Annotated in this window: 12 protein-coding genes; 9 read left to right on the forward strand and 3 right to left on the reverse strand. The window is 27.6% G+C overall.

Going from position 1 to position 14888, the window contains the following annotated elements; genetic code table 4:
• Nucleotides 1-241: 241 nt before the first annotated feature.
• Nucleotides 242-1831: an MATE family efflux transporter gene (locus tag OF364_RS02835; protein WP_263774116.1), complete on the reverse strand. Its 1590-nt coding sequence runs from the start codon at nucleotides 1829-1831 to the stop codon at nucleotides 242-244.
• Nucleotides 1832-1914: 83 nt separating this feature from the next.
• Here OF364_RS02835 and ftsY point away from each other — a divergent pair, with 83 nt between their 5' ends.
• The 3 genes from ftsY (at nucleotide 1915) to OF364_RS02850 (ending at nucleotide 5433) form a co-directional block, all read left to right on the forward strand.
• Entirely contained in the window at nucleotides 1915-2970 is a 1056-nt protein-coding gene (gene ftsY / locus OF364_RS02840; RefSeq protein WP_263774117.1) for a signal recognition particle-docking protein FtsY, read from the forward strand.
• Nucleotides 2970-3194, forward strand: coding sequence for a hypothetical protein (locus tag OF364_RS02845; RefSeq protein ID WP_263774118.1), 225 nt, complete (start codon nucleotides 2970-2972; stop codon nucleotides 3192-3194). The genes ftsY and OF364_RS02845 overlap by 1 nt, the downstream gene beginning before the upstream one ends.
• 280 nt (nucleotides 3195-3474) lie before the next feature.
• Complete coding sequence (locus OF364_RS02850) at nucleotides 3475-5433, forward strand: S41 family peptidase (protein WP_263774119.1); 1959 nt, start codon at nucleotides 3475-3477, stop codon at nucleotides 5431-5433.
• Between the two features lie 53 nt (nucleotides 5434-5486).
• Here OF364_RS02850 and OF364_RS02855 read toward each other — a convergent pair whose 3' ends face one another.
• Nucleotides 5487-6452: a hypothetical protein gene (locus OF364_RS02855; RefSeq protein WP_205851409.1), complete on the reverse strand. Its 966-nt coding sequence runs from the start codon at nucleotides 6450-6452 to the stop codon at nucleotides 5487-5489.
• Nucleotides 6453-6607: 155 nt separating this feature from the next.
• On the opposite strand from OF364_RS02855, the gene pyrH reads away from it, so the two are divergent.
• The 6 genes from pyrH (at nucleotide 6608) to OF364_RS02885 (ending at nucleotide 14767) form a co-directional block, all read left to right on the forward strand.
• Nucleotides 6608-7339 carry a UMP kinase gene (pyrH, locus tag OF364_RS02860; RefSeq protein ID WP_205851410.1) on the forward strand — a complete coding sequence of 244 codons (732 nt, stop codon included), beginning with the start codon at nucleotides 6608-6610 and terminating at the stop codon, nucleotides 7337-7339.
• A gap of 9 nt (nucleotides 7340-7348) precedes the next feature.
• On the forward strand, nucleotides 7349-7900 hold the full coding sequence (locus OF364_RS02865; protein WP_263752686.1) for a ribosome-recycling factor: 552 nt from the start codon (nucleotides 7349-7351) through the stop codon (nucleotides 7898-7900).
• A gap of 98 nt (nucleotides 7901-7998) precedes the next feature.
• Entirely contained in the window at nucleotides 7999-8973 is a 975-nt protein-coding gene (locus tag OF364_RS02870) for a phosphatidate cytidylyltransferase (protein ID WP_205851412.1), read from the forward strand.
• 10 nt (nucleotides 8974-8983) lie between these two features.
• A complete protein-coding gene (locus OF364_RS02875) occupies nucleotides 8984-13300 on the forward strand; it encodes a PolC-type DNA polymerase III (protein WP_263774120.1) in 4317 nt (1438 codons plus the stop codon).
• Nucleotides 13301-13427: 127 nt separating this feature from the next.
• On the forward strand, nucleotides 13428-14294 hold the full coding sequence (locus OF364_RS02880; protein ID WP_205851414.1) for a hypothetical protein: 867 nt from the start codon (nucleotides 13428-13430) through the stop codon (nucleotides 14292-14294).
• Nucleotides 14294-14767, forward strand: a complete 474-nt coding sequence (locus OF364_RS02885; RefSeq protein WP_263774121.1) for a hypothetical protein — start codon at nucleotides 14294-14296, stop codon at nucleotides 14765-14767. The genes OF364_RS02880 and OF364_RS02885 overlap by 1 nt, the downstream gene beginning before the upstream one ends.
• Before the next feature lie 28 nt (nucleotides 14768-14795).
• Here OF364_RS02885 and OF364_RS03095 read toward each other — a convergent pair whose 3' ends face one another.
• Nucleotides 14796-14885, reverse strand: a complete 90-nt coding sequence (locus OF364_RS03095; protein WP_373422513.1) for an IS3 family transposase — start codon at nucleotides 14883-14885, stop codon at nucleotides 14796-14798.
• Nucleotides 14886-14888: the final 3 nt, after the last annotated feature.

Genomic DNA, 14888 nt, shown 5'->3' on the forward strand with positions numbered 1-14888 from the left:
CACTGGCTGTTGCTCCTACAATAATAGCTGTTTTCTTTTTCTTAATTGAGTTATTCATAAAACCTCTTTTTATTTGTATTTAAAATAATGCCTAATTATACCTAATTTCATATATATATATATATATTGGTGTTTTTAGAGGTTTTTTGATGATTTTGGGGCACTTTTGGGCCTAAAATGTAAAAAAAATGCTGAAAATTAGAAAAACTAAATTTCACAAAAAAACAAAAAATATGCAAATTTATAGCGTTTTTGCATATTTTGTTCACACATTTGAATTTCATCTAAAGTAATAAAGAAGTGTTCGAAATAAAGGATCTGCTAAAGATATTAAGCCTAAGAAAATAATAAATAAACCATTACTTAATAAAGGTGATTTAAACAGTATTAGTACATATACTAGCGATATTTGAAGCCCAATCATTGTTAATAATGAAACAAGGTTTGGCATTCAAACATCGCCCGATCCCCATAGCGCTCTTAACAGAGTTAATGGTCCAACATCTAATATTGATTTAGCCATAAAAATAGCCATTAAAAAATAACAATATTTATTAATTAATTCTTTGTCAATTGAATATATGCTAAATAATGGACTTGTAAGACTAATTCCGATTATTGAAAATATTAATTGTGAAATTAAACCCATCTTAAAACTTAATATTCCAAATTCTTTGGCTCGATTGATGTTTTTGCTTCCAATTTCTGTAGCAACTACCGAAGAGGTGACATAAGCCAAAGCTAATAAATAAGCTGCAAAAATATCATATAGCGCATTTGTAGCTCGTCAAAGCCCAATAAATTTATCACTTAAATTAGCATCAGGTATGGCTTTTGAAAGTAAATATTGTGATACAAACCATATACCCGTTTCCAAAGCAATTGGAACCCCTAATTTAAAAATTTCTTTTATATAAACGCTATTTCATGTTTGTTTGATACGAATAGTCATTTTCTTAAATATAAATTTTTTAACCAAAATATAAGAAATCACAATATTAATTATTGCTCCTAAAATTGTTTCCAACGAAGCTAAAGTAGCATTTTTAGCAACAAACAAAATACAAAAAACTCATACTAATCTAAATAAAGGGGCTGATATAACACCTATTATTGCAAGCTTGTTTTTCTTAACTGCTTGCAATAAGGAATTCAAAATAAAAGCAATTGAAACAAAAAACACATCAAGACAAGAAATTCTTAAAAACAGTGTAGCAAATTTGTTTTCACTCATAACTTCAATATAAACATTAGTGTTTTGAAAAACTTTAGACCCTTCTATACCGCCCTTAAATACATAATGATTTAAGGGAAGATTTGAAAAATCACTAATGTTAGCTAATTTTAAATTTTGCTTAAATTTATTTAAATCCTCAATTGTTTTTCAACTTAATAATCGTTCATTTTTAGCTCCTGCAAATTCAAGCAGTTTTGAAGCGCTAAAAAATATAATCAAATAAATAATTGAATTTAAAATTAATGAAATATAAAAAGCAGATCACATTAATTTAAGCATTTCTTTTTGTTTATTTTGTCTATATAAATTAGAACCAATTACCAATACTCCTAGTTGATAAATTAATGGCAAGAAAGTTATGATTTTATAAACAACAAAAATCTTGGAAAATAAATAAAAATAATAACCATTATACGAGCCATCAAAGTGATAAACCCGGTTATAAAGCGTTGTAGCTAATGAACCTACAATACCCACAATAGCAAAGAAAAACATTTGAATAAAAATAGGAAAAGAAAGTTTAAGAATATACTTAAACTCAGTCTTTCATTCAAAAGTTTTATTTATTGTACTATTCGAAATTTCTTTTTCCATAATTTAATAAATTTATTAATTTAAATAATCTTAATATAAAATTATAAACATAATTAAACAAGTTTTATTTTTAAGGAGATAATATGGGTTTTTGAGCAAATTTAAAAGAAAAACTTTTTGGTACTAAAGAAGAGAGAATTGCAAAAAAACAAGCAAAAATTGAAGCTAAAGAAAAAAAACAATTAGAAAAAGAATTAAACAAAAAGAAAAAGCTTGATAGCTATGTAGCAGGACTATCAAAATCTAATTCATCTTTTGCTGAAAGTATTAAGCAACTTCAAAACCAATATAATAAAATTGATGAAGACTTTTTTGATGATCTAGAAGAAATACTAATAATGTCTGACATTTCAATCAAATTAGTTCAAATAATTATTGAAGAATGTAAAAAAGAAGTCAGAAATGAAAATATTGAAGATCCTAAACTTATAAGTGAAATAATTGCAGATAAACTATTTACAATCTATACTTCAAATGATATACTGAACACACAATTAAATATTGAACCAAATCGACTAAATGTAATTTTAGTAGTTGGTGTTAATGGTTCAGGGAAAACAACTTCAATTTCAAAAATTGCTCACAAATTAATTAATGATAATAAAAAAGTTTTAATAGCAGCTGGTGATACTTTTAGGGCTGCAGCAGTTGACCAATTAGAAATATGAGCCAAAAAAGTAAATGCAGATATCGTTAAACCCCTAGAAAATGAAACAGACCCTGCAGCTGTGGTTTATAGAGCAATTGAAAAAGCTCAAAATGAAAATTATGATGTCTTAATTATTGATACAGCAGGAAGACTGCAAAACAAAGTTAATTTAATGAATGAGTTAGCCAAAATTAACAAGGTTCTAGAATCTAAAATTGAAGGCGCTCCTCATGAAAGCTTACTAGTATTAGATGCCACAACAGGTCAAAACGGTGTCTCACAAGCCAAAGCTTTTGGTGAAATAATGAATTTAACAGGAATTGTTTTAACCAAAATGGACGGAACCTCAAAAGGTGGAATAGTTTTAACTATTAAAGATGAAATCAATCTATCCGTTAAGCTAATTGGTTTGGGCGAAAAAATAGAAGACCTTGTTGAATTTGATTTGGAATCATATATATATGGATTAATGAAAGGTATAGCGGATTAATGATAGATATAGATGAAAGAAACAAAATAATTGAGTTATATGAAAAATATGGCAACCTTTTAGCACAATCGCAAAAACAAGCTTTATATTTACATTTAATCGAAGATCTATCATTTTCAGAAATAGGAGTTGAACTAGCAATGACTAGATCAGGAGCTTATGATGCAGTTAAAAAAGCAAAACTAAAACTTATTGAATTTGCTAAAAAAATAGAAACTGAATAAACGATCTAAAAATTTTGTTGAAAAATTCAAAAAAATGATAATATTTTATTCCTCAAAATTTTTGCCCGCTAATTATCTATTTAGTGCAAAATAATGTCTTTTTTTAAAGTTTTTATTATAGTTTTTAAAACTTTAGATTTACTCATCTAAGACCACAATTATTCGGTCTTATTTTTTATTTTATTTATAAAATAAAAGATTATGTTCAAAAAAATTATTAAAAATCTTTTTAAAAAAACAGTTTTTATTTTAATATAGAAAAAGGAGGAGAAAACAATAAATGAAAAAATCAACTAAATCTAAATTATTATTTACAATTTTACCAGCAGCTACTGGATTAGTGGTTCCAGCAGCTTTATTATCAGCTGGATGTGAAGATCCAAAATTAAAGGAAGAACTTAAAAAGAAACAGGAAGAACTTAACGCTAAACAGGCTGAACTGGAATCTAAGAATAAAGAAATCCAAGAAAAAGATGCCAAAATAAACGAAAAAGATAAATTAATTTCTCAAAAAGATAAAGAACTTGAAAAAAATAGAAAAGAAATTAAAGAAATCGAAGACATTCTAAAAGAATTAGATGGTGCTGCACCTCAAAACGATAACAAAAAAGAAATTGAAGAAAAAAGCGTTACTTTTAAGAACTACAACGATGAATATACAATTGCTGAAAAAAATGTTAAGGCATATAATGTTAAAAATCAAAGTGAAGTTACATACGTTGATGTAGATGAATTTTTAAAAGCACTAGATGGATATATCGACAATTCTAAGATAACTACTGCAATTGATGAAACCAGAAATAGAAAAGTATATCAAGTTGTTATTGGTGGAGAATTAGCTGCTCAATTAGAAATTAACTGAGAAAAAAATACTATTCATACACCAAGCACAGGATTTTTCTATCTTATTCTAAAACCTCAAGAAAAAACCGATAGTGGTCAATTCTTAAAAAATGAATATGAAGAAAAACCAGAAGATGACAAGGGTGTTCTATTTGATTTAAACAAATATAAATTTGACATTCTATATAAAGACGGCAAAGTTTTATTACCATATACCATTTTTAATACTTTATTTATGTCACAAGCATTTACAAACTTGTACTACAATGGTGTAACATTCACCAATATTTTTGCCGGTATGGATTCATTTGGCAAAACAGAAGATGAAGCTAGAAAAAGAATTAGAGAAGTGGCAACTCTAAATGGTAAGCAACCAACTGCTAAAGAAAGAGAAGTAAACTACAATCACCTATTATTTACAATGGATTACTTCTATGGTCTAAAATACCACAAACAAATTAAATCATTTGAAGAATATATAGGTAAAGATGAAAAAGCTAAATTATTATCTACTGATCCTCAAGTATATAACCAAGCTTACATTAATTTATTCCACAAAAAATTAAATGAATTACATACAAGAATGAATTCATTTTCATATTACGAAGCAAATCCAACCGAAGCTTTAAGAGATAAACTAAAAAGTCCAGATGACTACGGTGAATACCGTGAAAGATTCTATAAAAATAGAGAAATGCTAACCAAAAAATTTGAAACTAAATTTGGTAAAAAAATTAGTGACTTTGGAGCAGATGATTACATTAGATTCCATGGTAACACAGCATTTGTAACTCTATTACGTTTCGAAGATGGAACCAAAGACCAAATTAAAGGTCCAGATGCTTGAAAACATGACACATATTTCTTAATGAGACACTTAATGAACCAACTAAAAGCTAAACCAGAAATTAAGAACATAGTTCTAGATTTAGCTATTAATGGTGGTGGCAGTGTTCAATCAATGGTTAGAACATTAGGATTTATGACAGATAAACCAGTTTTAAACCGTGAATATGATGTTTTAAACAGAATTGGTTATTTAACTAAATCACAAGTTGATACAGACGGTGATGGAAAATACGAAAACGATGCTTATGAAAACTATAATTGACATCTTTTAGTAAGTTTAAACACATTTAGTGCTGCTAACCAATTAACAAGTATTGTTAAAGAAATGGGTATTGCAAAAATCATTGGTAAAACAACCGGTGGTGGTATGTCTGCTATTATGCCAATTGTACTAGCCGATGGTACAACAATAACAATTTCTTCACCAAACAATGCAGTATTTGGTCCTAAAAACGAATCAATTGAAGATGGTGTTAGACCAGATGTAGAATTAGAATATGATAAATTCTACGATGATGATGCAATTGACAAAATTATTAAAGGCTAAAAATTTAGTTTAAAAAATGACGGACGAGTGTCTGTCATTTTCATTTAAAGTGACTATTTATCTTTATAATCAAAGAAAAAATTTAATAAAGCATCATATCTTGTTCAATGGTGCTCGTGAAATTCAGGAGTTTTAATACCCATCATTTCTTTTTCTTTTGTTCATCATCCATCAGTTTTAATAAAACGCTTATCATATTCCATAGATAATAATACACTTGGTTTATGTTTATTAAAAAACTCTATTTGCTTACCGGTTGAACAATCAACAAAGCTTAATTTAACTTCTTTTAAAATGCTAAGGTTTGAAGGATTCATAAATATATCTTTATAAAAAAGAGGATTCATGTTTTGTCTGTGATTAAAAATACTTAGTGTTATATATGCCTGAGTGTCTTTAACAAAATGATTTATAGCTCCTATTAATAATATGTTCGATTGTGTACCATTATTCATGGTAACACCAATTTCTATAAGTGACACAGTTGAGTTCAAAGATTGTAACTGAGACATTTCATCATGATTACACTTGTATACAAATGTGTAATCATAAATTGTTTCTAAGTTTCTAGATTCTTCTAGAATTTCTTTGAATCATGTATATTTTTTTTCAACATAATCGCTGCTTGGTTTGAAGTCATCATTAATTATCTTGTAATTTTCAATTTGAATGTTAGTGTACACGTATACATTTTCAACTATTTGATTGTCATCATTAGAAAGTACATTAGCTAAAAAACGTTCATATAAAGGTAGATTATAAAATCTGTCAACTAGAAATAGTTGGTCTTTTGAAATTTCAAATAATGTTCCTTTCAATGAACATTGTTTATCTTTTTTAATAAATAGATAATGTTGGTCATTACTTATGCATTTTACAAAACCATTTAAAGTTGCTTTTTTATTAATTACATTAGAGCCAAACATTTTATTAAAGAATTCAGGATATTCAATTAAGTCATAAGCAAAAAAATAAAACTTTTCTTGTTCTTGGTTGTTTTCAAAATTTTGTGGTTTCATAAATACAATTTTAATACATAAACACAGTTTAATTTTTGAATTGTGCTTTTAGCAATAAGCAATTGCAGAATATCGTTTTATTTTTAATTCTTAAAATAAAAAACCGAATTATATATAATTTTATAAGACTTATATTATTGAGGAGTTTAAATAAAATGAGTTATAAGTATAAAAGAGTGCTAATCAAGTTGTCTGGTGAAGGTTTAGCAAATAAACAAAAACACCTGGCAATTGATTATGAACTAGTTGATAAATTTGCAAAGCAATTGCAAATAATCATTAAGAATAATGTTGAAGTTGCAATTGTTGTCGGCGGAGGTAATTTCTGGCGAGGCACGAGTGCTGCTAAAAATGGTATCCAAAGAGTAAGAGCAGATTACATTGGAATGCTAGCTACAACAATGAATGCTTTGGCATTACAATCAGGATTTGAACACAATGGACTAAATTCTAGAGTGCTCTCATCTTTAACAATGGACCCAAAGGTTTGTGAAGTTTATATTAATGAAAAAGCTAAGAAATACTTAAAAGCAGGAGAAGTAGTAATTTTTGCTGGTGGTACTGGTAGACCATTCTTTACAACTGATACCGCTTCAACACTATATGCTTCAGAAATAGAAGCTGATGCAATTTTAATGGGCAAAAATAATATTGATGGCGTATATGATTCAGATCCTAAATTTAATAAGAAAGCTAAAAAATTTGATGTTTTAACATATGATGAACTTCTAGAAAAAGATTTAAAAGTTATGGATCAAACTGCAGCTTCAATGGCAAAAGATAACAATATTGATATTATTATTTTTGATATCAATGAAACTAATGCTTTATTAAGAGCTATTGAAAATAAAATACCTAATACAATAATTACAAAACAAAAGAAATAAGGAAATATTATGGAATTAAGTTTCTATCTTGAAGAACTAAAAAAACAAGCTGAAAAAGCGATTGAAAATTATGAAAATCAAACTTTAAAATTAGCAGTTGGTCGAGCAAACCCTGCTTTAATTAATAAGATTAAAATTAATTACTATGAGTCTTGAATGAACCTAGATGAACTAGCTTCTATAAGTTCACAAAGCGCATTAGAGTTATTGGTTAAACCATATGATATGGCAATTTTAAAAATAGTAGAAAAAGCTATTACTGACCAAAAACTAAATATTAATATTGTTAATCAAGGCCACCAACTTAGATTAATATATCCTCCAATTACAACTGAAAAACGTTTAGAAATGACAAAACAACTAAACCAAATTACTGAACAAGCAAAAATTGCTATTAGACAAACACGTCAGGATTTAAATAAGCAAATCAAAGCTGATGACAGTCTTTCAGAAGATTTAGAAAAAAACTATTTAGATCAAATTCAAAAAGAAATTGATAAATCAATAGCAAAAATTGAATCAATTTCTGCTGAAAAACAAAAGGAATTAATGACAGTTTAAAATAGCAGTTTTGCTATTTTTTATTATGCTTTTTTGGACATAAAAATAATTTTTTATATATATTTAAATACTGTCAAAAGGTATATATAATATTTAATATGAAAAACATAAGAGTGAGAATTAAATCAGCAATAATATTATTTTCAATAATAATACCATTCTTTTTTATTACTTATTTTGCTAAACTACCTGGCAAAATTATTGGTTTATCGTTTTTTGCTGTTTTAGCAGCTTGAGCGACTTATGAAGTGTTAAGTCATAGTGTGCTAAAACGTTGAGAAAACATTTTAATAACACTACTTACTACTCTAATTTGAGCAATGCCCTTAGATTGATATAATGCTAATGATTCCAACAATATTTTTATAAATAAATCTGCAACAGGGTTTGATATTAATGAATTATTAATTCAACTGAAACATGCAGTGTTTTTTGGAAATGATACTTTGACTAGTTTTAGAACATTGCAAATATTGATAATAAGCACTGTGATAAGCCTTATATATTTAATTAATTTATTTACAATCAAAGAAGCTAAATATAAAGCAAAAAAAATTGCCGTCTCTTTTTTTGTAGCACTATTTGCCACAATTTTTATTCCATTAGCATTTAAAACCTTGTTTATTTACAATTGAGCTAGTTTGTATTATGTTTTTGCTATTGCAATTATTCCAATTGTAACTGATACAATGGCCTATGTAGGAGGCTCACTTTTAGGTAAAAAAATTATTAAGGTTGGTATGGCACCTAGAATTAGTCCTAAAAAATCATGAGAGGGTACATTTATAGGCTTTTTATTTGGAGCTTTATTTGTATTTATTGTGATGTATTTAGGCAAAATGACCAACAATAAAACATTTACAATTTTTACAAACTGAAAACAATTAGTTGTGGGAATATTTGTTTTACCTATTATTTCTATTTTAGGTGATTTATTATTTTCATTAATTAAAAGATTATATGACATAAAAGACTTTTCAAATCTAATACCAGGACATGGCGGATTTATGGATAGATTTGATTCACTTACATGTGTAATTATGGCAACATCAGCAATACTATTAATAAACTAAGAGGAAACATATGCGACAAAAAGATATTGGATTTTTAAACTTATGCAAGGAAATAAAATTTGAGCCTAATGAAAGCTTTAATGGTGTTTTTATATCGGAAGTAACTCCTAATCCAAGCAGTCTAAATAACTGATCTTTTGAATTTCAATTCGATGAATTAATCAATATTAAAGACTATAAGAATTTTATTAAAGCCTTAGACAATAGATTTCCGCAATCTAAAATAAGTTTAAAAATTCAAAATGTTGTTTTGGATAAACAAACTATATGTGATTATCTAGCTTATGTTATATCCAAAAAGAATAACCCCTTAAAAGAGTTTAATAGTTTTATTTCAGCTAAAAACGTTGAATTAAGTGACACACATATTTCTTTTATTTTACCAACTAAATCCACTTATGATTTATTTAAAAATAATGATGCATTAATAAAAGAATCAATTGCAAAAATTGGTTATGATTTTTTAGCACCAGTTTATAAACTACGTGAAGCATCAGAAGAAAATAGAAATATACTAAATAAACTTATTAGTTCAGTTTCAGAAATTAAAAAGAATGCCAATAGTAAAGAGCTTGAAAATAGTTCTTCTTTTGAATTTAAAAAAAGACGTAACTATACCTCAAAACAAAAGGCAATTGAAATGGACATTGCAACAGCTATAAATACATTTGAACAAATTAAAGTTTTAATAAAAGGTGAAATATATTTTATTGAATATAAATCAACCAAAAATAAAAAACGTATAGTAACACTAAAGGTATCTGATTACAAAGAAGCAATTACCGTTAAATGTTTTCAAAATAATGATGATGAAAAATTAGATTTACAAATAGGGGACACCATTTATATTGAAGGTACTCTATCAGATGATATATACACAAAAGCTAAATACATAAGTGTTTCAGGTAAAAATTGATATCAAATTACTGAATCATTTGTTAAATTGCCTGAGGATAATGAACCTGAAAAAAGAATTGATTTAGCAATTAGAACTAATATGAGTGCACAAGATGGTATGTCTTCAGCAGAAGAATATATTAAAGTTTTAAAACACTATGGACATGAAGCTGTTGCAATCACTGATTTAGATAATGTTCAAAGTTTTCCATTTTTTTATAATACTCTAAAAAAAGATCCAAGTATTAAACCTATTTTTGGACTAACAGTTTCAACAATTTCAAACAAAAATACAATTTTTATTAATTATAAAAAACCGTTTGATTTAAAATCCGCAGAATATGTAGTATTTGACTTAGAAACAACAGGTTTATCACCAAGATTTGAAGATATTATTGAATTTGGAGCTTCAATTATAAAAAACGGAATTCAAGTTGAAAAAATACAGTTCTTTTTACAAACACCTAAAAAATTAAATGAAAAAATTAAATCACTTACAAATATAATTGACGACATGCTAATTACAGGTTTGAGCCAAGAAGAAGGCTTAAGAAAAATTTATGAAATTTTAAAAAATAGAATAGCAGTAGCTCACAATGCTTCTTTTGATATGGGCTTTTGTTTACAAAAATTTAAGGAAAGAAATTGAGATACCAGTGACTTAATGTGTATAGACACTTTAAGAGTGTCATATTTTCTTGACACTGAAGAAAGAATTCATCGTCTAGAAAAAGTATGTAAAAGACATAATGTTGCTTATGATGTTAGTGTTGCTCACCGCGCTGATTATGATGCTAATGTTTTAGCACAAGTATGACAAAAAATGATTAGTCGTTTAGCGCAAGAACATAATATTCTTACATCTGAACAAATAAATAATACTGATCCAAAATTATGAAGTAAACGCCGAAGGTCTGCACTAATTAGAATACTAGCCAAAAACCAACAAGGTCTAAAAGAAATGTTTAAGATTTTATCTAATTCTTTAACTGATGATTATGCTAATGGTCCAAAATTTTTTATTGAAAATAAAAATCAATACAAAAACTTATTTTTTGGCTCAGCGACACATCAATCAAGACTTTGAGAAAAAGTTTTATTTGGCACTGATGATGAAATAGAGGAAGAAATAAAAAATTATGATTATATAGAACTTCCGCCTATAGGTAGTTTTGTATATGAAGTCAAAGATCAGGAAATCACTTGAGAACAACTTCAAGAAGCATACAAAGATTTAATTAAAAAAGCTTCAAAACAAAATAAGCCATGTGTAGCAACATCGGATGCTAGATATGTTTATGATTATCAAAAGTTGTTTCATGCTATATACATTAATGCTCCTGCTTTAGGTGGAGGAATGCACTGACTTAAAAACAGATCTCAACCAGATTTTAGATATTTAACCACAAGACAAATGTTAGATGAGTTTCTATTTTTAGGTGACGAGAAAATAATCAAAGATATTGTAATTAATAATCCTAAAGCCATAGCAGCACAGATTGAGCGAATCCAAGTAATTAAAGATAAATTATATGTTCCAACCTTTGATGATTCACCAAAGAAACTAAGGAACTTAGTTTATGAAAATCTTAAGATTAAATATGGTGATAATGTTGATTCAAGTATTATTGAACGCGTTGAAAAAGAACTAAATCCTATTATTAAATATGGTTATTCAGTTATTTATTGGATTAGCCATAAACTAGTTAAGAGATCTAATGAAGACGGTTATTTAGTAGGTAGCCGGGGCTCAGTAGGTTCTTCTATAGTTGCTAATTTAGCAGGAATATCTGAAGTTAATCCGTTGGCACCTCATTATTTATGTTCTAAGTGTAAATATTTTGAATGATCTAAAAACTCTAATGTTTATTCAGGATGAGACCTAGAAGACAAAGAATGTCCAAAGTGTAATACTCTATTATCAAAAGATGGACACAATATCCCTTTTGAAACTTTTTTAGGTTTTGAAGCTAATAAGGTGCCAGATATAGACTTAAATTTCAGTGGTAATTACCAACCCACAATTCATAATTTAGTTAAAGAACTATTTGGAGAAGATCATACTTTTAGAGCGGGAACTATTTCGAAAATAGCTACTAAAACAGCATATGGTTTTTGTGAAAAGTATATGCATGAAGTTAGAGCAGGAGAAGAGCCTTGATCCAGAATGTTTTTAGATTTTTTAGCATGCAAATCAGAAGGTGTTAAAAGAACTACAGGACAACACCCTGGAGGAATTATAATTATTCCTAAGGAATTTGATGTAGAAGATTTTAGTCCCGTTAATTATCCTGCCAATGATATTAGTAGTCCTTGAAAAACGACGCACTTCAACTTTGAATCTATTCATGACAACGTTTTAAAACTGGATCTATTAGGTCACGATGATCCAACCACAATTAAAATGCTAGAAGATTTGACTAATACAAAAGTTGAGAACATTCCAAAATCAGATCCTGAAGTTATGAAACTATTTTATACAACAGAATCATTAGGTATAAAACCCGATTCTATCGATGGAGAAACTACAGGGGCATATGGTTTACCAGAGTTTGGTACAAACTTCGTTAGAGGCATGTTAAAAGAAGCGCAGCCGCGAACTTTTAATGACTTGATACTCTTGAGTGGTCTAAGTCATGGAACTGACGTGTGGGCAGGAAATGCTCAAGAATTAGTTAAAGAAGGTTTAAGACTAAAAGATTGTGTTTGTTGTCGTGATGACATTATGCAAAACTTAATTGAGAAAGACATCGACCCTTTAATTGCTTTTGAAATAATGGAAAGAGTTCGTAAAGGTCGAAGTTTAAGTGAACAACAAGAAAAGTTGTTAGTTGAAAACAAAATACCAGCTTGATATATTGACTCATTGAAAAAAATTAAATATATGTTTCCTAAGGCTCATGCTACTGCTTATGTAATTATGGCATGAAGAATTGCTTGATATAAACTTTATTATCCCCTTGAATTTTATGCAGCTTATTATAGTATAAGGCCTGATGCTATTGATATATCTACTATGTCAGCAGGATATAATCAAATACATAATCTATTAGAAGAATATAAAAGACGTAAAAATGACCGTTCAAATCCTCTAAGTACAAAGCAATCTTCGCTTATTGGAACTTTTGAAATTACCAAAGAGTTATATGCAAGAGGTTTTAAAATTCAAAATATATCTTTAAAAAGATCATTAGCTAGTGATTGAATAATCGATAAAAAAACAAAATCTTTAATTCCTCCATTTATAGTTATAGACGGATTAGGAGATACTGTTGCTGAAGCAATAGTAAAAGCTCGAAATGATTATTATTTCCTTTCAATTCAAGATCTAATTGAACGAGGTAAAGTAAATTCTAAAATATGTACTGAAATGAAGAAATTAGGTATATTAAATGAATTAAGTGAAACAAATCAAGTGGAGTTATTTTAGATAAAAAAATATAAATTTAAATGCCGCTCTGTTTATATTAAAATATAAATAGTGCATATTTTAATATTTTGTTTTAATCTTAAGATGATTAATATAAAACATAATAATTAAGGGAGAAGGTAACTATATGGAAAAAGAGATTAAATTAGACCAATTTTATACAAATCCCATAATTTGTAACTCTTTAATTGAAATTGTGCAATCTTTAATTCCTAGTCAGTTGCAAAACGAAATTTTAGAACCGTCTGCTGGAACGGGGAACTTTATTGATGCGTTGGTTTCGTCAGGAGTTAAACCAACAAAAATTTTAGCCTATGATATTGATCCAAAATCACATGAAATAATTAAACAAGACTATTTAAATGTCCACATTCCTTTTAGTGAAAATAGATTTATTATAGGGAATCCACCTTTTGGGCATCGTGGAAAAACTGCATTAGAGTTCTTGAATAAAGGATTAACTGAGGCTAATTATGTTGCTATGATATTTCCCAATATATTTAAAAGATATTCAATTCAAAAGAAGGTCTTACCTGAAGCAAAATTGATTTTTTCATTAAATTTATTAGAAAAATCTTTTATATTAAACGATAAGCAATATGGCGTAAAGTGTGTTTTTCAAATTTGAACCACAAAAAACACATATGCCAAAAATATTAGAATTAAAAATAAGCCAGTAATAAGGCATGAGGACTTTCAGACATTTATTTACAACAATACACCACAAACATTAAAATATTTTGAAAAAAGCATTTACAAATGAGATTTTGCCGTTCATAGACAGGGCTATTATGATTACAATTTAAAAATAGTTGACCCTAAAGATTTAAAAACTAATAGACAGTATTTCTTTGTTAAAATTTTGAATAATGAAGCTAGAAAAATTATAAATAAAATTAATTTTGAAAAATTATCAAAAAACAACACACAGGTCTATGGTTTTTCTACTAGCGATTTTGTGGAAGAGTATATGAAATTAAAAGGGGAAAAATAATGCTTACTGAAATATTTAAAAACATTAAAGAAAAAAGAGATTTTTTTAGCGCTGTAACAAACGGTAACGAGTTTGAACAAAAATTTAGGAATTTAATTAAGAAATCATATAGTGAAATAATTCCAGGAGAAAATTTTAGCAAAGGGCTAATCGAAATAGCAAATTTAGAAAATGATTCCAATACAAAAGTTGCTACTCAATTAACAAAAATCAAAAAAAGTATTTTATCTAAAACATCTGTTGAACCTGTTTCCAATCCGTTTCAAAATGTAAGAAGTCATTTTATTTATCAACCTTATGGTTCTCAGAATTTTCCTGATTTTTTAATTTTTACTCCAACAAATATAATTCCAATAGAAACGAAATTTAGTAAAAACGAAAATGGTAATAAGCGCGCCGATTCTTCAAGACCAATGTGAAATTCAAATATTCCAAAAATAAATGCTATATATATTTATGGTGTCTCAAATTAAACATGTCCCCTATTAGTGGACAAATCAATTAAACCTTTCTCATGTAATGACACGGAGAGAGGTTTTTTAGTTTAATTTGTATTCTAATATTATTATAGTAATTTATAAAGTCAGTAATTAG

It is taken from the genome of Mycoplasma enhydrae (assembly GCF_025779955.1).
Lineage (GTDB): Bacteria > Bacillota_I > Bacilli_A > Mycoplasmatales > Metamycoplasmataceae > Metamycoplasma > Metamycoplasma enhydrae.